Origin of the sequence: Mesorhizobium sp. INR15 (assembly GCF_015500075.1) — a bacterium.
Classification (GTDB): Bacteria; Pseudomonadota; Alphaproteobacteria; order Rhizobiales; family Rhizobiaceae; genus Mesorhizobium.
Window position 1 is genome coordinate 4463017 of record NZ_CP045496.1, and the last position, 17812, is coordinate 4480828.

General features: G+C 60.9%; 24 protein-coding genes. 7 read left to right on the forward strand and 17 right to left on the reverse strand.

Annotation, left to right across the window (positions count from 1 at the left end; all coding sequences use genetic code 11):
- Together GA829_RS21730 and GA829_RS21735 are read right to left on the reverse strand one after the other, a co-directional pair.
- Positions 1-705: a TIGR02281 family clan AA aspartic protease gene (locus tag GA829_RS21730; RefSeq protein WP_195174699.1), complete on the reverse strand. Its 705-nt coding sequence runs from the start codon at positions 703-705 to the stop codon at positions 1-3.
- 12 nt (positions 706-717) lie between these two features.
- Positions 718-951 (reverse strand): DUF1289 domain-containing protein, encoded by a 234-nt coding sequence (locus GA829_RS21735; protein ID WP_195174700.1) that lies wholly within the window; start codon positions 949-951, stop codon positions 718-720.
- A gap of 216 nt (positions 952-1167) precedes the next feature.
- Here GA829_RS21735 and GA829_RS21740 point away from each other — a divergent pair, with 216 nt between their 5' ends.
- Positions 1168-2163 carry a nicotinate-nucleotide--dimethylbenzimidazole phosphoribosyltransferase gene (locus GA829_RS21740; protein WP_195174701.1) on the forward strand — a complete coding sequence of 332 codons (996 nt, stop codon included), beginning with the start codon at positions 1168-1170 and terminating at the stop codon, positions 2161-2163.
- A gap of 3 nt (positions 2164-2166) precedes the next feature.
- Here the strand turns inward: GA829_RS21740 and GA829_RS21745 are convergent, their stop codons facing one another.
- Positions 2167-3687: a sensor histidine kinase gene (locus tag GA829_RS21745; protein ID WP_195174702.1), complete on the reverse strand. Its 1521-nt coding sequence runs from the start codon at positions 3685-3687 to the stop codon at positions 2167-2169.
- A gap of 75 nt (positions 3688-3762) precedes the next feature.
- On the opposite strand from GA829_RS21745, the gene GA829_RS21750 reads away from it, so the two are divergent.
- From GA829_RS21750 to GA829_RS21765, 4 genes are all read left to right on the forward strand, one after another.
- A complete protein-coding gene (locus GA829_RS21750; RefSeq protein WP_195174703.1) occupies positions 3763-4377 on the forward strand; it encodes a thermonuclease family protein in 615 nt (204 codons plus the stop codon).
- Between the two features lie 61 nt (positions 4378-4438).
- Positions 4439-5050 (forward strand): glutathione S-transferase, encoded by a 612-nt coding sequence (locus tag GA829_RS21755; RefSeq protein WP_195174704.1) that lies wholly within the window; start codon positions 4439-4441, stop codon positions 5048-5050.
- Positions 4990-5670, forward strand: coding sequence for a uracil-DNA glycosylase family protein (locus tag GA829_RS21760; protein WP_195174705.1), 681 nt, complete (start codon positions 4990-4992; stop codon positions 5668-5670). The genes GA829_RS21755 and GA829_RS21760 overlap by 61 nt, the downstream gene beginning before the upstream one ends.
- Positions 5671-5869: 199 nt before the next feature.
- Positions 5870-6361 carry an Lrp/AsnC family transcriptional regulator gene (locus GA829_RS21765; RefSeq protein WP_006333679.1) on the forward strand — a complete coding sequence of 164 codons (492 nt, stop codon included), beginning with the start codon at positions 5870-5872 and terminating at the stop codon, positions 6359-6361.
- A gap of 14 nt (positions 6362-6375) precedes the next feature.
- Here the strand turns inward: GA829_RS21765 and GA829_RS21770 are convergent, their stop codons facing one another.
- The 13 genes from GA829_RS21770 to moaA form a co-directional block, all read right to left on the reverse strand.
- Complete coding sequence (locus GA829_RS21770) at positions 6376-6945, reverse strand: DUF3299 domain-containing protein (protein ID WP_195174706.1); 570 nt, start codon at positions 6943-6945, stop codon at positions 6376-6378.
- Between the two features lie 50 nt (positions 6946-6995).
- Positions 6996-7535 (reverse strand): GNAT family N-acetyltransferase, encoded by a 540-nt coding sequence (locus tag GA829_RS21775; RefSeq protein ID WP_195174707.1) that lies wholly within the window; start codon positions 7533-7535, stop codon positions 6996-6998.
- Complete coding sequence (locus GA829_RS21780; protein ID WP_195174708.1) at positions 7532-8245, reverse strand: DNA alkylation repair protein; 714 nt, start codon at positions 8243-8245, stop codon at positions 7532-7534. The genes GA829_RS21775 and GA829_RS21780 overlap by 4 nt, the downstream gene beginning before the upstream one ends.
- Before the next feature lie 8 nt (positions 8246-8253).
- Positions 8254-9123, reverse strand: coding sequence for an NAD(P)-dependent oxidoreductase (locus GA829_RS21785; protein WP_195174709.1), 870 nt, complete (start codon positions 9121-9123; stop codon positions 8254-8256).
- Between the two features lie 113 nt (positions 9124-9236).
- On the reverse strand, positions 9237-10058 hold the full coding sequence (locus tag GA829_RS21790) for an ABC transporter permease (protein WP_195174710.1): 822 nt from the start codon (positions 10056-10058) through the stop codon (positions 9237-9239).
- Complete coding sequence (locus tag GA829_RS21795; protein WP_195174711.1) at positions 10055-10774, reverse strand: ABC transporter permease; 720 nt, start codon at positions 10772-10774, stop codon at positions 10055-10057. Before GA829_RS21795 ends, GA829_RS21790 begins: the two co-directional genes overlap by 4 nt.
- A gap of 80 nt (positions 10775-10854) precedes the next feature.
- Complete coding sequence (locus GA829_RS21800) at positions 10855-11640, reverse strand: ABC transporter substrate-binding protein (protein ID WP_195174712.1); 786 nt, start codon at positions 11638-11640, stop codon at positions 10855-10857.
- A gap of 159 nt (positions 11641-11799) precedes the next feature.
- Positions 11800-12309, reverse strand: a complete 510-nt coding sequence (gene mobB / locus GA829_RS21805) for a molybdopterin-guanine dinucleotide biosynthesis protein B (RefSeq protein WP_195174713.1) — start codon at positions 12307-12309, stop codon at positions 11800-11802.
- Positions 12306-12938, reverse strand: a complete 633-nt coding sequence (gene mobA, locus GA829_RS21810) for a molybdenum cofactor guanylyltransferase MobA (RefSeq protein ID WP_195174714.1) — start codon at positions 12936-12938, stop codon at positions 12306-12308. The genes mobB and mobA overlap by 4 nt, the downstream gene beginning before the upstream one ends.
- A gap of 51 nt (positions 12939-12989) precedes the next feature.
- Positions 12990-13910: a DMT family transporter gene (locus GA829_RS21815; protein WP_195174715.1), complete on the reverse strand. Its 921-nt coding sequence runs from the start codon at positions 13908-13910 to the stop codon at positions 12990-12992.
- A gap of 161 nt (positions 13911-14071) precedes the next feature.
- Positions 14072-14431 (reverse strand): hypothetical protein, encoded by a 360-nt coding sequence (locus GA829_RS21820; RefSeq protein WP_195174716.1) that lies wholly within the window; start codon positions 14429-14431, stop codon positions 14072-14074.
- 117 nt (positions 14432-14548) lie between these two features.
- Entirely contained in the window at positions 14549-15028 is a 480-nt protein-coding gene (locus GA829_RS21825) for a hypothetical protein (RefSeq protein WP_195174717.1), read from the reverse strand.
- Positions 15029-15080: 52 nt separating this feature from the next.
- A complete protein-coding gene (moaA, locus tag GA829_RS21830) occupies positions 15081-16076 on the reverse strand; it encodes a GTP 3',8-cyclase MoaA (protein ID WP_195174718.1) in 996 nt (331 codons plus the stop codon).
- Positions 16077-16274: 198 nt separating this feature from the next.
- Here moaA and GA829_RS21835 point away from each other — a divergent pair, with 198 nt between their 5' ends.
- Both GA829_RS21835 and GA829_RS21840 read left to right on the forward strand, forming a co-directional pair.
- A complete protein-coding gene (locus GA829_RS21835) occupies positions 16275-16628 on the forward strand; it encodes a gamma-butyrobetaine hydroxylase family protein (RefSeq protein ID WP_195174719.1) in 354 nt (117 codons plus the stop codon).
- Positions 16629-16698: 70 nt separating this feature from the next.
- Positions 16699-17310, forward strand: coding sequence for a pyridoxamine 5'-phosphate oxidase family protein (locus tag GA829_RS21840; protein WP_195174720.1), 612 nt, complete (start codon positions 16699-16701; stop codon positions 17308-17310).
- A gap of 23 nt (positions 17311-17333) precedes the next feature.
- On the opposite strand, the gene GA829_RS21845 is transcribed toward GA829_RS21840, so the two are convergent.
- Entirely contained in the window at positions 17334-17786 is a 453-nt protein-coding gene (locus tag GA829_RS21845; RefSeq protein ID WP_195174721.1) for a MarR family winged helix-turn-helix transcriptional regulator, read from the reverse strand.
- Positions 17787-17812 lie beyond the last annotated feature (26 nt).

Below are 17812 nucleotides of genomic sequence, written 5' to 3' on the forward strand. Positions count from 1 at the left end.
TCAGTCCCTGAGGATCATGCGGTCGCCTCGGACGTCGAAACCCGACAGCGAACTGATGAAATTCATTCCAAGCAGGCTCTGGCCAAGCGCACCGGGTGCAGCAACCATCACAGGCATGTTCCTGCGTACGATGCCACCGATCGCGAGTTCGTTCGTTTTCACGCCAGCGGCGCGTGCTATGCCGTTCGCGGTCGAGACTGGAATGGTGAAGTTGAGGGTGTCCGGATCGTAGCCGGCAGCGCGCGCGTCCTCGGCGGTCAGCACCGTGCTGGTGGCGCCGGTGTCCACAACGGTGCGGATCGGCTTGCCGTTGACCAGGATGCGCGCTTCGAAATGGCCGTTATCGGCCTTGTCCAGGGTCACCGTGGCATGGCCGTCATCCACGCCCAACGCAAGCGGGCTGCCTGGAACAAGGCCTGCGGTTACGCGGCTCGCGAAATCCTGCAATTCGTAGCGGTACTGGTAGCCGGCGATAAGCACCAACACGATTGCCGCCCAGGCGCCAAGATTGCGGGCCATGGCACCAACGGGGCGGCCTGAACGCAACAGGCCGGCACCAACGAGGGCCGCGATCGCGCCAAGCCAGACCAGCCGGCCGAAATCGTAATTCTCAACGCCGAGCGTGCTACCGGCGGAATCGTTGAACATGAGCAGGGCGACACTCACCCCGATCAGCAGCAACAAAATCCACAACAGTCGGTTCATGTCAGCCACCCATCACGACAGTGAATCGCGCTCTCGCGCCATGCGGGTGCGGCGTGTTTCCCGGCGCGGCCGGCGCTCTACCGTCTCCAGCCGGGCAGGCAGTTCCGCCATGACATTGCGGCGTGTTTCCGGTGTCATGCCGATCCAGCCGCCGATTTCCTCGCGTGTGCGGCCGCAACCGAAACAGAAGCCGGTTTTCATGTCGATCGAACAGACCAGGATGCAGGGGGATTCGATGCCCGTCATGATGTTCTCTCGGGCTCTCCCATCGCCAAAGGATTCCCTTCTTGTCTCCACATGGTGCAACGGCCAAGCCAATGCAAGCCCTCCGGAATGCGCCGTGGGCAACCGTTTTCGCGTCAATGCCGCGGCGTTGTGCCAGGAGGTTGTGCCGGCCGGTCAACGCGGCTATGCCGCTGGTGCATTTCAGGGACGATCAGGCCAAGGACGATCAGGAACGACATGACCAGCGCGCTGCCTTTCGATGACTTTCGCAACCTGCTGGCCAACCTGCCGCCGGCCGACGCTGACGCCGAGAACCGGGTTCGGACCTTGTTTGCCAAAGCCGACAAGCCTGTGGGATCGCTCGGCCTCATCGAGGATATCGCGGCCTGGCTGGCGGGCTGGAGCGGCCGTGCGCCGCCAGCGGTGACACGCCCGCTGGTCGCCGTCTTTGCCGGCAACCACGGCGTTACCCGTCACGGCATTTCGCCACGGCCGGTGGCCGCCACCGCCAACGCGGTCGAACAGTGCGCCGCTGGCGGGGCGGCAATCAACCAGGTGTGCATCGCCAACGATCTCGGGCTGAAGGTCTTCGATCTCGCCTTGCACATTCCGACCGCCGACATCACCGAGGATGCAGCACTCGACGAGCGCGGCTGTGCCGCCACGATGGCTTTTGGCATGGAGGCCATAGCCGGCGGCACCGACCTGCTTTGCCTTGGCGATCTTGGCGTTGGCAATTCCACCGTCGCCGCCGCCTTGCTTGCTGCATTGTTCGGCGGCGAGGGCGCCGACTGGGTTGGTGCCGGGTCTGGAGCCGATGCGGCTATGCGCGCGCGCAAAGCGGAGGTGGTCGATGCGGCCTTGGCCTTTCATGGCGCGCATCTCAGCGACCCGCTCGAAGCGTTGCGGCGGGTTGGCGGCCGCGAATTCGCGGCCATTGCCGGCGCTATCCTGGCGGCGCGAATGCAGAAGATCCCGGTGCTGCTCGACGGCTTGGTGGCGACCGCCGCCGCCGCGGCTCTTCATTGTGTCAATCCGGCCGTGCTCGATCACTGCCTGCTCGCCAGCATATCCAGCGAGCCAGCGCATACCAAGGCAGCGGAGAGGCTCGGCCTTCGTCCGGTTCTCGATCTTGGCGTCAGCCACGGCGAAGGAGTAGGGGCCGCGCTTGCGGCTGGTCTGGTCAAGGCAGCGGCATTGACCAGTTCGGGCATGGCTGCTGCCGTCAGATAGGCGTCAACGCCGCCGTGCTGCAACGACCGCCGTCGGCAGCGCCGGCAACTCCTCCATCACCCGGCTCAGCGGGAAAATGGCGAGCGCCTCGGTGCCTTCGCGCAATTTGGAATGAAGCTCGAATTCGCCGCCATGCATGGCGAGCAGGCCTTGCACGATGGGCAGGCCAAGTCCGGTGCCTTGCTCGGCGCTCTTGATGGCGATCGAACCCTGGCCGAAAGCGGAAAGCACGATCGGAATCTCGTCCTCGGGAATGCCGGGACCGTTGTCCTTGATCGAAATGTATTGGCCGCCGCCTGCCGTCCAGCCGACACGGACACGGATTTCGCCGCCGGTCGCGGTGAATTTGATCGCGTTGGACAGGAGGTTGAGGGTGATCTGACGCACAGCGCGTTCGTCGGCGAACAGGCGTGGCAGAACGTTTTCAAAATCCTGGATGACGCGGATATCCTTGTTGCGCGCCCTGAGCTCCATCATGTGGCAGCAATCCTCGACGATGTTGAGCAGCATCACCGGCTCTTCGTTGAGCTGGTAGCGGCCGGCCTCGATGCGCGACAGGTCGAGGATCTCGTTGATCAGGTCGAGCAGATGCTGGCCGGATTCATGCACGTCGTGTGCGTAGTCGCGATAGGTGGGATTGCTCATCGGCCCCAGCACTTCATTCGACATTACTTCTGAGAAACCGAGGATGGCATTGAGCGGCGTGCGCAATTCATGGCTCATCGAGGCGAGGAAACGCGACTTTGCCAGATTGGCGTCTTCGGCTCGACGCCGCGCCTCATCGGACATCGACTTCGCCGTCTCCAGTTCGGCGATCAACGCATCCTTTTCTGAGCGGAACGACAGGAGCATCAGGGATGAATGGTTGAGATGGCGCGCCACATAATCGAAGAAGGGCAGCGACACGAGCAGCAGCACGACCATGATTACCTCGATCGGCATCCACAGTCTGGCTCCCGCATAGGCATAGAACGTCGCGGGCACCGCAAAGGTCACCAGCAGGGCGCCGCGCAGCGAAGAGGCCATCACCGCGGTTGCCGCCATGGCAACCATCAGCACCACCGCTTTGACCACCTGCAGCTGATTGATCTGGCATGCATCGCAGCCGAGCCAGACAAACCATGCCCAGCCGAGCCCGCAAAGGAAGTGGCCAACCAAGAATTCTCTTTGCGTTTGCAATGGGTTGAGTTCGGAAGCCGCAGTGCGTTCAACGCGGCTCGCCATGAATGTAACGATGGTGTAGCAGGTCAGCGTGAACAGCGCCCAAAGACCGATTTCGTTGCCGACGCCGGCAAACCGGCCGAGTGCGGCGATCGCGAGGACGAGAAGTGGGAGAGCTATAGCGCCGCTTATCATCGCACGCGCATGGAGTTTCAGGAGCTCACGGTCGAAATCGGGATTGCCCGCCTGCTGCGAAAGACGGTCGCGCGTCTTGCGCACCGCGCGCGCGACATCGCTGTTGCGATGGCGTTTTCGGCGGTCCACAATAAACTTGTCCGCTGTGTTCGAGCGTTGCAAGGGCATGGAAACTTCGATTTATGCAGGCAGCGGTTTCAAAGTGTTAAGCTACGTTCGAATGATTAACCAACCGTTTGCCATATGAGCCGCTCGTGGTCGCGCCGGCGGTATGCGGCTCCGCCTCCGCGAAGCCTTTGGCACAAGCTTCTCGACTATGGCCTGACAATCGTCCTCCTGGGACTGCTGATCCTCCTAGCGGCGCGCCTCGACCGCGTGGAGACACGCAAGGCTGAGGGCAGGGCCGTCATCAACGACGGTGACTCCATCACGCTCGGCGCCGAGCGCATCCGCATGCGCGGCATCGATGCGCCGGAATATTCGCAGATCTGCCGCAAGGATAGCGCCGACTATCCCTGCGGGCAGCTTTCGCGGCAGGCACTGGTGCGGTTGATTGCCGGTAACCCCGTATCCTGCGCCGGCTGGCAACATGACCGCTACGGCCGGTTGCTCGGCACCTGCTCGGCCGGCGGCAAGGATCTTAATCGTGCGCAGGTAGAGGCCGGATGGGCGGTCGCCTATGGTGATTTCGAAGCCGAGGAAGCGGCCGCGCGGGCTGCCAGGGCCGGCATCTGGGCTGGAACGTTCGAGCGGCCGCAAGACTGGCGCGACAGCCATCATGGTGGCGTCGTGGAGAGGAAGCACGGTACGCTGGCTTCCATGGGCGATGCCTTGCGCGAGATATTTCGCTTCTGGTGACACGGAACGAGCCTATGAGCATCCCATGGTCTATCGAGGCCAAAACGACCCGGAGGAAAATATGAAACTCTTTGACGGCGGGCGTGCCCCCAATCCGCGGCGGGTTCGCGTTTTCCTTGCCGAGAAAGGTCTCAGCGTACCGCTGGTGCCCGTCGACATGGGCGCTTTGGAGCACAAGCGAGAGAGCGTCAGCTCGCGCAACCCGCTGCAGCGCTTGCCGGTGCTCGAACTGGATGACGGCACCATCATCACCGAATCGGTCGCCATCTGCCGCTATTTCGAAGAACTGCATCCTGAACCGGCCCTGTTTGGACGCGGAGCGCTCGGCAAGGCACAGGTTGAGATGTGGCAAAGACGGATGGAACTGAACCTGCTCAGCAGCGTCGCGCAAGCCTTTCGCCACATTCATCCGGCGATGAAGGAGTGGGAAATCCCTCAAATCCCGGAATGGGGCGAGGCCAACAAGCCGAAGGCGGTCGAGTTCGTGCGATTGCTCGATAGTGAGCTGGCAACGCGAGAATTCGTTGCCGGCGATGCCTATTCAATCGCCGACATCACCGGGATGATCGCTGTCGATTTCATGAAGCCGGCACGCATCAAAGTGCCGGATGAATGCACCAATGTGCTGCGCTGGTATCTGGCGGTGTCGGGTCGGCCGAGCGCTGCCGCCTGACAATGCGTGCCGAACTCGAGAACCTTGCCGCGGCGGTTCGTGCTTGCCGGATCTGCGTGGAGAACCCGGTTGGCCGGCCGCTGCCGCACGAGCCGCGCCCTGTTCTGATGGCGTCATCGACCGCGCGCATCCTGATCGCCGGGCAGGCCCCGGGCACGAAAGTCCATATTTCAGGCATGCCCTTCACGGACGCTTCCGGCGACAGGCTGCGACGCTGGCTCGATGTCACCAGCGAAGAGTTCTACGACATCGAAAAATTCGCCATCGTTCCAATGGGCTTCTGCTTTCCCGGCCAGGATGCCAAGGGCGGTGATTTGCCACCGCGCCGCGAATGCGCGCCTGCCTGGCGTGCGCCCTTGATGGCGTTGATGCCGCAGATCGACCTGGTGCTGACGATCGGCATCTATGCGCAATCCTGGCATATGGGTGCCTTGCGCCGCTCTACATTAACGGAGACGGTGATGGACTGGCGCGCCATCTGGGACAGTTCCGCCGGTCCGAAAGTGCTGCCGCTACCGCATCCATCCTGGCGCAACAGCGGCTGGTTGAAGCAGAATCCATGGTTTGAAATGGATTTGCTGCCGTTTCTCAGATCAGAAATCCGCTATCGCCTCGGCTGATCTTTCAGCAAGAAATCGCTCGCATTTGTGTCATTTGGCAGAATTTCTTTCTTGTGAAAGGGGGCTATAAGGCGGAATATAGCCAATCTATTCCACAAGCCCAATCTATTCCACAAGCCCAATCTATTCCACAAGCGTTGTGTATGTCGTCATCCCAAACCGCTGCGCATTTGGGGCGACATCCGGCAGGGAGCACGAAATGGATCGCCTCGATAGAAAAATTCTCCGCCTTTTGCAGGAGGACGCGACACTTGCCGTCGCCGATGTCGCCAAGAAAGTCGGGCTGTCGACGACGCCTTGCTGGCGGCGCATCCAGAAGCTTGAGGAAGAGGGCGTCATCAAGCGGCGCGTTGCCATTCTCGATCACGAGAAGGTCAATGTGCGCGTCACGGTGTTCGTGTCGATCCGCACCAATTCGCACAGCCACGAATGGCTGCGGCGCTTCTCGGAAGTCATTCAGGAATTTCCGGAAGTGGTCGAGTTCTACCGCATGAGCGGCGACGTCGATTACCTTCTCCGCGTGGTGGTGCCCGACATTGCGGCATACGATGCGTTCTACAAGCGGCTGATCGCGAAGATCGAAATCCGCGACGTCTCGTCCTCCTTCGCCATGGAGCAGATCAAGTACACGACAGAGATGCCGCTCGATTACATGGTTCTGGACAAGGAGTCCGGCGCCAACGCCGCATGAGCGAGCCAGCCGGCTCAGTTCTTCTTGTTGAGAAAACTCCAAGGCGAGTTTACCGGCAAGATGATGGTGTCCGGCACCGTGTCGACATTGATCACCTCAGCCTTACGCACGGTGTAGCCCGACTGGATGACGCTGACGCCATCGAGGATGAAGAGCTGGCTTTTCTCCATGTCGGGCGTCAGTGCACCGGTAACCGCGACCGCCTGATAGGCCTGTGACATCTTGTAGGGATGGGCAGGGGTAACGAGCACGATCTGGTTCGGCGGCGGTGTCGGCATGTGGCTGCACGCGCCTGTCCACGGCACCAGCAGGAACTGATAGACGAGATCGCCTTCGCGATCGACCGGCAGCGCATAACCGGCCAGTTGAATGGTTTTGCCCTGAAAGTTGAGGGATAGCGTCTCGCCATGGTCGGGCATTTTTGCCGCGATCATCGGCAGTCCGGCACTTTCCGCCGCCACCTGCGTTGCCGGCCGCAGATCCTTCCAGAAAATGTGCATGGTCTCGACGGAAGCGTTGGCAGAGGCAACGGAAAGGACAACCATACTCGTCAGGGCGATTGTCGATTTGAGACGTTTGCACATCGAGCGCCTCCTCTCATCAAGACAACATAAAACTGTCCGAGCAACGCACGTCAACCCTCAAGCCGCATCACGTGCCGGCGTGAGCCGGCCATGCCAATTGCCCGGAATCCGCGCGCGGCAAACATCGCTTTGAAGCCCATGAAGCGGAAGCTCGGCGAGTCCGGATCGACCGGATAGGCCTCCACGGCGGAAGCCCCGTTGTTGTGGGCGTACTCTATAGCCGCGTCGAGCAACGCGGCACCAACGCCGCTTTTGCGATGAGGGCGTGTAACGAAAAAGCAAACGATCGACCAGATGCCCTTCTCGCTGTCATCCTGATGCGGCGAGAGTTTCCGAAAGGTCTCTCGGGGTGCAACCGAACACCAGCCGATGACCTCGGCACCCGAGCGGGCGATGATGCCTACCGGCGTGCCGGCAGCCACGATCGCGGCCATAGCCTTTTTCTTGTCCGGGCTGCTGGCCGACTGACGATCGGCGAGTTCGCGCCAGCTCATGCACCAGCAGTATTTGGGACCGCCTGGCTGCACGAACAGCGTCTCGAAATCAGGCCACGTCTTTTGCGTGACAGGAAAAAAATCCAGCTCGGTCATGTCCTGGGCCTTGTCTTTGCCGCCAGCCGCTCAAGCGTTTTGGGATGGCTCAATTCCCTAATTGCATCCTTGCCGATCCAGCGCGCGGTCTTGTCGGTGGTGTTTGCGAGTTTCTCCGCCAGCGCAAGGACAGGGGCGTGCAAGCTCGTCGACCGCTTGCCGATCGATCGAAGTGCCCAGTTCACGGCCTTCTTCACGAAATTGCGCCTGTCGTTGGCATGGGCTTCGATAATTGGCAAAAACTCTAGAAAGGTTGTTTCCGGCTCTTTCTTCCGGTGGACGACCGACCAAGCCATCATAGCGAAGGCAGTGCGCCGAACGAATTCCCGTTCGTCGGCCGCGAAGGCGTCGATCAGCTGCCTCCAGGAATCCGTATCGACAAACAGGTCCGAGACGCCATCCACGATATCCCAGGAGTCGAAAGTCGCCGCCCATCGCTTTGCATCCGCAGCGGAAAAACGCTTCGGGTCAGCCGTGACGGAAGCAATGAACTGCGCCTCCATGATGCCTGTTTCCCAAAGCGTGAAAGCACGCTCATGATTGCGCTTGATTCGCTTGGCTATCTGCCGCTGCACACCATGCGAGATGCCGAGCGCCCGATCGATCTTGATGCCATAGCGCAGCATGCCAAGCCGGTTCTCCTCCGAACCGATCTCGCGCAGGTGCGCGACGATCTCCTCAGCGCTGGATTCGGGCGAAAGCTCGGTCAAGCAAAGTCCTATTTCTCCAGGCGCGCCAGCAGCGAGGACGTGTCCCAGCGCTTGCCGCCCATGGCCTGCACATCCTTGTAGAACTGGTCGACAAGTGCGGTCACCGGCAGTTTGGCGCCGTTGCGGTCGGCCTCGGCCAGGCAGATGCCGAGATCCTTGCGCATCCAGTCGACGGCGAAACCGAAATCATATTTGCCGGCATTCATCGTCTTGTGGCGGTTTTCCATCTGCCAGGAACCGGCGGCGCCCTTGGAAATCACCTCGATCACCTTTTCGATGTCGAGCCCGGCCTTCTTGCCGAAATGAATGCCTTCGGCCAGCCCCTGCACCAACCCGGCTATGGTGATCTGGTTGATCATCTTGGTAAGCTGGCCGGCACCCGCCGACCCCATCAAGCCGACCATGCGGGCAAAGGCATCAATGACTGGCCTCGCCTTGTCGAAGGCGTGCTGCTCACCGCCGACCATGACCGTCAGGACACCGTTCTCTGCGCCGGCCTGACCGCCTGAGACCGGCGCATCGAGAAACGAAAAGCCGTGTGCGTCGGCTGCTTGCGCCAGTTCGCGCGCGACTTCCGCCGATGCGGTGGTGTTGTCGATGAAGACGGAACCCTTCTTCATTGCCTGGAACGCGCCTTGCGCGCCTGTCGTCACGGAACGAAGATCGTCGTCATTGCCGACGCAGGAGAAGACAAAGTCCTTGCCATCAGCCGCCGCTGCCGGGGTCAGAGCGAGGCCGCCGCCATGCTCGGCAACCCATTGCTCGGCTTTGGCCTTGGTGCGGTTGTAGACCGTAACGTCATGGCCGCCCTTGTTCTTCAAGTGCCCGGCCATGGGATAGCCCATGACGCCAAGACCGAGAAATGCCACTGATGCCATGGACTTGCCCCTTTAGACGGAAACGGAATTTGCCGAGGCAAGCTCTAGGCCCTGCGCCGAATTCGTCAAGGCACGCGCGGGCTGAACGACTGGTGCAGACCGGGTGAGCCCGGTCAGCGCTTCAGATGTATGGTGATCCGGCGTTCGATCCATTCGATTGCGTGGCGCAGGATTTCGACCATCACCAGATAGACAAGCGCGACCCAGATATAGGCCTGAATGTCGAACGAGTTGGCGAAGGCGAGCTTTGCCATGCCCATCAAGTCATAGACGGTGATGATGGCGACGATGGCGGAAGCCTTGACCATCAGGATCAGTTCATTGCCGTAGGGCCGCAAGGCAACGATCAGCGCCTGGGGCAGGATGATCTTGCGCAGCGTCTGCAGCTTGTGCAGGCCCATTGAAGCGGCACCCTCCCATTGCCCCTTGGGAACGCTTTCGATGGCACCGCGAAGAATCTCGGCCTGGTAAGCCGCGGTGTTGAGGGCAAAGGCGAAGACGCCGCAGTTGAACGCGTCCTTGAAAAAGTCCCAGAGGCCGACCGCCTGGAGTTCCACCCTGAATGAGCCCAAGCCGTAATAGACGAGGTAGGTCTGGACGAGCAGCGGCGTGCCCCGGAAGAAATAGACGTAGCAATAGGCCAGACCGGACAGAATCCGGTTCTTCGACATACGCCCGTAGGCGACCGGGAGCGACATGATCGCGCCAAGCACCATCGAGATGGCGACCAGTGACAGGGTAACGCCGAGGCCCTTGAGATAGGCCGGTGCATATTTGGCGAAGAAGTCGGCATTCCAGGCAAAGACCAGATAGGAGACGATGCCAAGCCCGAACGCAATCCAGAAGCCAACCAGCGCATAGCCGATGATTCTTGACCTCGGCCAGCCTCGCACGCGTGGCGGTGGACGTTCGACCAGGGTGGTTGCGACGCTCATCGTTGCGCCTCCCGACGGCCGAGCGAGCGCAAGATAGCGCCGGTGGCGAAAGAGGACACAACAGCGAGACCGAGAAACACCAGCGAAGCCACGCTGTAAAACAGGAATGCGTGCTTGGTGACGCGCGCGGCCACACCGGCGGCGCGCAGCGTTTCCGCGAGGCCAACCACCGATACCAGCGATGTGTCCTTGAGCAGGCTCAGCCAGCAATTTTCAAGACCTGGGAAGGCGATCCGAAGCAGTTGCGGCAGGATCACCTTGCGCATCGTCTGCCCGTAGGAGAGGCCGATGGAATAACCGCCTTCATACTGGCCTTTTGGAATGGCGCGGAACGCGGACAGGAAAACTTCGCTGGCGTAGGACGAAAAGATCAGCGCAAGCACGATCATACCGGCGACGAAGCCGTTGACGTCGATGGTCGCATCGGGCCGAAAGTATCTGACGAGATGTTGCAGCAGAATCGGCACGCCGAAGAAAAACAGGAACAGCGTCACCAGTTCCGGCAGGCCACGGAAGACCGTTGTGTAGATGTTGGCGGCCAAGCGCAGCGAGGGTTCCTCGGACTGCTTGGCCAGCGCTATGAAAAACCCAATTGCCAGGCCAATGGGAAGCGTGGCGAGCGCGAGCGCGACGGTGACCATTGCGCCATACGCTATATCGTCAAGCCAGCCGTCGGGTCCCCAAGTGAGAAGCGTCCATATGCTTTGGGCTGGCATTGAGTGATCTTATCTCCACGGTGTTCCTGAGAAGAAATGAAAGACGGCGGGGAAGTTCCCCGCCGTCTTGACCTTATCGATCAGGCACCGCCGCCGAAGACGTCGAACTTGAAGTACTTGTCGTTGATTTCCTTGTACTTTCCGTTGGCGCGGATGGCGTCGATGGCCGCGTTGAGCTGGTTGACCAGATCCGTTTCGCCCTTGCGTACGGCGATACCGGCACCGGGTCCAAAGATTTCAACCGGCTGCGGCGACGGCGTGCCAAGAATCTTGCAGCAGGCGCCATCCGGCGTATCCAGCCACTGGCTCAGCACAACGATATCGTCTTCGATGGCGTCGAGACGGCCGTTGGCCAGATCAGCCTGTTCCTCGGGGCTGCTCGGGTAGCCCTTGACGGTGCTGTCGGTGAAGGTCTTCGAAGCATAGTTGAAGTGGGTCGTGGTGGTGGCGACGCCGACCGTCTTGCCCGCGAGGTCCGCCTTGGTCACGCCCTTGAGCGTGGTGTCTTTCGGTGCGGCGAGGGCCGAAGGCGTGTTGTAGTATTTGTGCGTGAAGTCGACCTTTTCCATGCGCTCCGGCGTGATCGACATCGAAGCGACGATGGCGTCGAACTTTCCGGCCTGAAGTGCCGGAATGATGCCGTCCCAATCCTGGGCGACAAAGGTGCACTTCACCTTCATCTGATCGCAAAGCGCCTGGGCGATGTCGATGTCGAAACCGACGAGCTTGCCGTCGGAGGTGAGGTTGTTGAACGGTGGGTACGCGCCTTCGGTGCCGATCTTCAGGGTCTTTTCCTGTGCCTGGGCTACGCCGAGCGTCAGCAACGCAGCCGATGCGGCAAGCGCGATACGCAGTGCAATACGCATGATAGTCCTCTCTTTATGGTCCCGGCCGTCGTTCCAAAACGGCTCTGTGGGGCGGTGCTTTTGACCGCCCGCTACGGCGATACTCCCACTCTTTCCAAGAAAAAAGCAACTGCAAAACCACAAAAATAGGCAAGGCTATTCTGCCCTTGCGTTACTTGCTCAAGCAACAAGTCCGGTTGCACGCTCGATGAAGTCGGCTACCGATTTCACATCATCGAGATCGAATACCGGCAGTTGCTCGCCTTCGACCAGGAAGTCGGCGGCAACGGCGACAATATTAGGATCGTTTGCCGACAGTGGGGTGCCGTCCTTTGCCCCACGTCGCCGCGTTTCGATCTTGCGGTGCGCTTCGCGCTTGTAGCCCTCGACCAGCACCAGGTCGCAAGGCGCTAGGCGTGACAGGATAGCCTCCAGCACCGGCTCATCCTCGCCGCGCAGTTCGTGCATCAGCGCCCAGCGGTTGCCGGACACGATAGCGACTTCCATGGCTCCGGCCTGACGATGCCGGAAGCTGTCAGCGCCGGGCTTGTCGATATCGAAATCGTGATGAGCATGTTTTACAGTCGATACTTTCCAGCCGCGCGCAACGAGTTCGCTGACCAGCTTCTCGGTCAGTGTCGTCTTGCCGGAGTTCTTCCAGCCGGTGATGCCGAAAACGCGTCTGCTCATGACGTCATGCTCTGCAACAGACGCTCGGCTTCGGCAAGATCGTCGGGCATGTTGATGTTGAAGAACGGATCAAGCGCCTGTCCCGCCAGGTCCAGGGTTGGAAATTCCACGTCGACGAATGCGTGCCGGTCGATGAAGGCCGAAACCCGCCTGTTGTCCTCATCGACAAGAAAGTGCCGCAAGGCATCACGATGTCGTAGCGGCCAGAGCGCGAATGTCGGGTGCCGCTTGCCAGCCGAGCAAGCAACCGCGATGGCGCCGGGGTTCTGATCCGTCGCTTCGACAAGTCGCTCGACGAGGTCCATCGGCAGAAACGGCGTGTCGCCGGCGGCAGTGACGATTGCCTTGCAGTCCGTATTCGCCGACGCCCATTCCAACCCGGTCAGAATTCCAGCCAGGGGACCGGCAAAACCCGCCACCGAATCGGCGAGAATTGGCAACCCGAAACGCGAAAGCCGTGCGGGATCGCCATTGGCGCTGAGCGCCACTGCTTCAATCTGAATAGTGAAACGCGAAAGCACCTGATCCAGCACGCAACCGCTGCCGAGCGGCAACAGGCTTTTGTCGCCACCGCCCATCCGTCTTGACTGGCCGCCGGCCAGAACGACCCCTGCAACATTCCGCTTCATCGCATGGAGCCTGTACGCCAGCGGCTGGAAATCACAAGCTTTGAAACCGCGTTACATCCCATCCGGGGCCATGGCCGGGCCGGTACTTTCGGCGACGATCTTTCGCCGGCCGACGATCCGCTCGCGATACAAGGCATAAAGACCGGAGGCGATGATGATCGTGGCGCCGATGATCATTGGCGGATCGGGGATGTCGCCGAAGATGGTCAAGCCAAGCAGGATGGACCAGATCAGGGCAGTGTAGCGGAAGGGGGCTATGAAGGAGATATCGCCCGCCCGCATTGCCATGATGATGAACTGATAGCCGATGAGCACCAGCACCGCAGCCAGCGCCAACAAGGCGACGCTCTTCCCGGTCATTGGCGCCCAGCCGCCCATTGGCGACAACAGCGCGGCACCCACGATAGTCATCGCCAGCGCCGTCGCAGTCGATACCAGCAGTGTCGGGATGGCTTGCGGAATGCGCTTCGTGGCAAGGTCGCGCACGGCGCAGAAGCCGACGCAGGCAAGCGCCAGCAGCGAGTAGACACTAAACCCTTCGAAGCCCGGCCGCACGATGATCATCACACCGGCAAAACCGACGGCGATGGCGAGCCAGCGCCGCCAGCCGACGCCTTCATTGAACACCAGTGCCGCTCCCATCGTGACAGCCAGCGGCAACGCCTGAAGCACGGCCGAGACACTGGCGATCGGCAAGTGAGAAAGCGCGATCAGGAAGCTCACCGTGCCGCCGGCTTCGCCGATGACGCGTATCGCCACCAACGGCTGCAGCATGGACCTAGGGGACGCGAGCGCGCCGCGCTGCCAGGCGAGCAGGCCGACAAAAAGTGAGGCGAACACGCCCCGGATGAGCATGACCTGCGCCATGCTCATCGATTCCGAAGAGAATTTGGTGATCGCGTCGTTCAGCGTAAAGCCGACCATCGCCACGATCATGAACAGCGCGCCGCGAAGGTTGGGTGAACGTGGCAAGGCGACTACCGGTTGAGCTTTGCATCAAGCCTGTAGCAGCCGGGCATGAAACAGCAACCTCAAAGGGCTGGGCCACGCACCGGCCCGTGCGGTGGCTTCACCACACGCAACACCCGGTACGCGATTGGCTTCAACCGTGGAGCCTGAATAGCAGGGTCGGCCTACTTCTTGGGCGTCAGCACCTCGGTGCCATTGCCTTCCTTGCCGGCGATTGTCCACAGGCCATGCAGTGACCCATCTTCCTGCACCTTGTAGACGACAAGGCCGATATCCTTGCCCAAGACGTAGCCTGCCGAGAACGCATCGTCGTTGCGCATGCAGATGCCGTCGGAGGACGAACCGCCGGTCTCCCAGTGGATCGTGCAGGTGGTCTCGCTGGTCAGTGTGATGGTTGCTTCACCACCATAGGATGATCCGTCGAAATTGGTTCCCGCGACTGTGTAGGTACCGCCGATTGACTGCGCCGCCGACGGCAACACTGTTAAGCCAAGCAATGCCAGAGAAAGAGCGAGTTTGCGCATGGTTTATTCCCCCACCGAGTTGAGAAGTCGCTGCGCCAGAGGCTAGGCTGGAACACGCCGCCGGTAAATCGGTCAGCCACCCGCCGATAAAGTTTCTTCGCGGTGTTGCCGAAATGCTCAGGGGCCCTTGAGGCTGCCGGCGATCGCACCAACAAGCGGATCGTATTTCGACTTCAGGGCCGGCGCATATTCGACAAAGACGGTTCGGATGACGCCATCCTTGCCGAACAGGCGGCGCTCGTAAAAGATGTTTCCATCCTTGAGGCCCGACAACACCGCCCAGTCCTTGCCGGCCTTGCTGTAGGTGACCTTGTAGCCTTGCTCCTTGCTGGCTTTCTCCGCCGCGACGAAACCTTTCGGCGTGTCATCATCGATGTTGAGTATGCCGGAGCAGGTCAGGCTGGCGCCGTCTCCGCTGAGCCACTGCTGACCGTCGCCATTGTCCGGCTCCGGCTGGCGATCGGTGAAGATATCGTCGGGAAAGGTGCACACCGTGCCAAAGCGCTCGTTCACATAGGTGAAGGGCGCGGCCTTGGCGCCAGCCGCCAGCGTGGCGGTCGCGAGCAGAGAGACGAAAATGGAAAGGCGCGATTGCATCGACTGCTCCATCCGATGATCGGAGCGATCCTGGCATGAATCGCCGAAAACGTCAGCCGCCGGTGACGCTCATGTGCCGCGAAACGGACGGGCGGCTGGTGCGGCGATCGATGATGAAATCATGCCCCTTCGGCTTGCGGCCGATGGCTTCATCGATGGCGTTGGCAAGCAGCTCGTTGCCTTCGGATGCGCGCAGCGGGCCGCGCAGATCGGCGGCGTCGTCCTGGCCGAGGCACATGTAGAGCGTACCGGTGCAGGTCAGCCGCACGCGGTTGCAGCTTTCGCAGAAATTATGCGTCATCGGGGTGATGAAGCCGAGCCGGCCGCCTGTCTCGGCAACATGAACATAGCGGGCAGGGCCACCGGTCTTGTAGGGAATGTCGGCCAGCGTGAACTGGCGCTCCAAAGAGGCACGCAGCAGCGACAGCGGCAGATACTGGTCGGTGCGGTCGGCTTCGATCTCGCCCATCGGCATGGTTTCGATGACCGTCAGGTCCATGCCACGGCCATGCGCCCAGCGCATCATCTCCGGCAGCTCGGCGTCGTTGAAGCCCCTCAGCGCCACCGCGTTCAGCTTCACTTGCAGCCCGGCCGCCTGGGCTGCGTCAATGCCCGCCATGACCTTGCCGAGATGGCCCCAGCGGGTGATGGCGTGGAACTTGTCAGCGTCCAGCGTATCCAAGGAGACATTGATGCGCTTGACGCCGCAATCGGCAAGCTCGGCGGCGAAGCGCGACAGCTGCGAACCGTTGGTGGTCAGCGTCAGCTCTTCAAGCGCACCGCTTTCGAGGTGGCGCGATATCTGGCGCACAAGATGCATGATGTTCTTGCGGACCAGCGGCTCGCCGCCGGTGAGGCGCAGTTTCCGCACGCCCTTTTCGATGAAGACGGTGCATAGCCGGTCGAGCTCCTCGAGCGACAGGAGATCTTTCTTTGGCAGAAAGGCCATGTCTTCGGCCATGCAATAGGTGCAGCGGAAATCGCAGCGGTCGGTGACCGACACCCTGAGATAGCTGATCGTACGACCGAATGGATCGATCATGTCCATGCTTCAAGCGCTTCCCGTGGCCGCGAATGGCGTCGTTATATACTGCTATGTGATACGATCCAGCCTGCCATTCAAGATAGCTGGTGTTGATCTTTGGTAACATCCCGCCGCCGACACCCGGTGTCGCCCGCCCAAAAGCGCTTTTCCCGCAACGCGAAGCGGCGTAGGGAAGGGGGAATTGATGCGGAATGGAACAGCATGACGGCGCCGAAAGAACTTAGGGTCTCGAAAGACCGCAAATTGCTCTCCGTCACCTTTCCCGATCACCGGCCGTTCGAACTGCCGGCGGAGTTGCTGCGTGTTGCCTCACCATCGGCTGAAGTTCAGGGCCATTCGCCGGAACAGCGCGTGACGGTTCCCGGCAAGCGCAACGTTGCGATCCTCAAGATCGAGCCCGTCGGCAACTACGCCGTGCGCATCACCTTCGACGACTTTCATGACACCGGCATTTTTACCTGGAACTACCTGCATACGCTTGGCCATGAGAAAGAGGCGCGTTGGGCCGCCTATCTCGCCGAGCTTGCGGAAAAGGGGCTGAGCAGGGACCGCTAGTTTTTAGCCGGCGGGCGTCGTGAAACCGTCATGGATGGGGCGTAACGGCGGATAGCCTTCGGAGGTAACAATGTCCGTCATCACCACGATCGAACAGCTCGAGGCCCTATATGGCGTGCCTGGCGAGGCCTCGTTGGTCAAGGAACTCGACCATGTAATCCCCGAATATGCCGCCTTCATCGAGGCCTCGCCCTTTGTGGCGCTGGCAACCAGCGGGCCGGAAGGGCTGGACTGCTCGCCGCGCGGCGATCTTGCCGGTTTCGTGCGTATCCTCGATCCGAAGACGCTGATGATGCCCGATCGACGCGGCAACAATCGGGCCGATTCGCTGCGCAACATCATTCGCGATCCGCGCGTCGGCCTTCTGTTCCTAGTGCCGGGCTCCGGAACGACGCTGCGCGTCAACGGCCGCGCCCATATCTCGACGGATACAGCGCTTTGCGGCTCGTTCACTGTCGATGGCAAGCCGGCGCGTTCTGTAACCGTCGTCGATGTTGATTCGGTCTATTTCCAGTGCGCCCGCGCCATCGTGCGATCGGACCTGTGGAACCCGGCAAAACATGTCGACCCGAAGTCGCTGCCGACAGCCGGGCAGATATTAGAAGTCACCAGCCGCAAGAATATCAACGGCGAGGCCTACGACAAGGAATGGCCGGAGCGGGCGAAGAAAACGATGTGGTAGGGAGAGCCGGGACCGGATGACGGTCACGCCTCCTTCAACACATCGGTGATCCTGCGCATCTGCTCACCGATCATGTCGCATTGCTCCGGTGTCGACTGGCTCATCGCCTTCTCGATCAGCGCCATATGAACCTTCAGCGCCTGCATCAGCAGCGCTTCGCCTGGTTGCGTCAGCGTCAGCCGCAACACACGCTTGTCCTTTTCGTCCCCCTCACGGCGCAGCAGCCCGCGTGCCTCGAGTTGCGGCAACAGCATGGTGATGTTGGAGCGGCCGACCAGCAGCTTTCGCGCGAGGTCGTGTTGGGACATGCCGGGATGGCGATAGAGGTTCATCAGCACGTCAAGCTGCGCCGGCTTCAGATCCAGCGGCGCGAGCTTCACCGCCAATGCGCGTTCCAGCGCATGGCAGGCGCGCGCCACCGCGACCCAGTTGCGAAAGCGCGGGTTGTCCCAAGGTAGCTCTTGTTTATTGTTCATCTTTGAACTATTATGTTCATGCTTGA

Excerpts from the sequence above, each read along its gene's own strand:
- GA829_RS21730 (WP_195174699.1), bottom strand. The coding sequence starts at position 705 with ATGAACCGACTGTTGTGGATTTTGTTGCTGCTGATCGGGGTGAGTGTC.
- GA829_RS21735 (WP_195174700.1), bottom strand. The coding sequence starts at position 951 with ATGACGGGCATCGAATCCCCCTGCATCCTGGTCTGTTCGATCGACATG.
- GA829_RS21740 (WP_195174701.1), top strand. The coding sequence starts at position 1,168 with ATGACCAGCGCGCTGCCTTTCGATGACTTTCGCAACCTGCTGGCCAAC.
- GA829_RS21745 (WP_195174702.1), bottom strand. The coding sequence starts at position 3,687 with ATGCCCTTGCAACGCTCGAACACAGCGGACAAGTTTATTGTGGACCGC.
- GA829_RS21750 (WP_195174703.1), top strand. The coding sequence starts at position 3,763 with ATGAGCCGCTCGTGGTCGCGCCGGCGGTATGCGGCTCCGCCTCCGCGA.
- GA829_RS21755 (WP_195174704.1), top strand. The coding sequence starts at position 4,439 with ATGAAACTCTTTGACGGCGGGCGTGCCCCCAATCCGCGGCGGGTTCGC.
- GA829_RS21760 (WP_195174705.1), top strand. The coding sequence starts at position 4,990 with ATGCACCAATGTGCTGCGCTGGTATCTGGCGGTGTCGGGTCGGCCGAG.
- GA829_RS21765 (WP_006333679.1), top strand. The coding sequence starts at position 5,870 with ATGGATCGCCTCGATAGAAAAATTCTCCGCCTTTTGCAGGAGGACGCG.
- GA829_RS21770 (WP_195174706.1), bottom strand. The coding sequence starts at position 6,945 with ATGTGCAAACGTCTCAAATCGACAATCGCCCTGACGAGTATGGTTGTC.
- GA829_RS21775 (WP_195174707.1), bottom strand. The coding sequence starts at position 7,535 with ATGACCGAGCTGGATTTTTTTCCTGTCACGCAAAAGACGTGGCCTGAT.
- GA829_RS21785 (WP_195174709.1), bottom strand. The coding sequence starts at position 9,123 with ATGGCATCAGTGGCATTTCTCGGTCTTGGCGTCATGGGCTATCCCATG.
- GA829_RS21790 (WP_195174710.1), bottom strand. The coding sequence starts at position 10,058 with ATGAGCGTCGCAACCACCCTGGTCGAACGTCCACCGCCACGCGTGCGA.
- GA829_RS21795 (WP_195174711.1), bottom strand. The coding sequence starts at position 10,774 with ATGCCAGCCCAAAGCATATGGACGCTTCTCACTTGGGGACCCGACGGC.
- GA829_RS21800 (WP_195174712.1), bottom strand. The coding sequence starts at position 11,640 with ATGCGTATTGCACTGCGTATCGCGCTTGCCGCATCGGCTGCGTTGCTG.
- mobB (WP_195174713.1), bottom strand. The coding sequence starts at position 12,309 with ATGAGCAGACGCGTTTTCGGCATCACCGGCTGGAAGAACTCCGGCAAG.
- mobA (WP_195174714.1), bottom strand. The coding sequence starts at position 12,938 with ATGAAGCGGAATGTTGCAGGGGTCGTTCTGGCCGGCGGCCAGTCAAGA.
- GA829_RS21820 (WP_195174716.1), bottom strand. The coding sequence starts at position 14,431 with ATGCGCAAACTCGCTCTTTCTCTGGCATTGCTTGGCTTAACAGTGTTG.
- GA829_RS21825 (WP_195174717.1), bottom strand. The coding sequence starts at position 15,028 with ATGCAATCGCGCCTTTCCATTTTCGTCTCTCTGCTCGCGACCGCCACG.
- moaA (WP_195174718.1), bottom strand. The coding sequence starts at position 16,076 with ATGGACATGATCGATCCATTCGGTCGTACGATCAGCTATCTCAGGGTG.
- GA829_RS21835 (WP_195174719.1), top strand. The coding sequence starts at position 16,275 with ATGACGGCGCCGAAAGAACTTAGGGTCTCGAAAGACCGCAAATTGCTC.
- GA829_RS21840 (WP_195174720.1), top strand. The coding sequence starts at position 16,699 with ATGTCCGTCATCACCACGATCGAACAGCTCGAGGCCCTATATGGCGTG.
- GA829_RS21845 (WP_195174721.1), bottom strand. The coding sequence starts at position 17,786 with ATGAACAATAAACAAGAGCTACCTTGGGACAACCCGCGCTTTCGCAAC.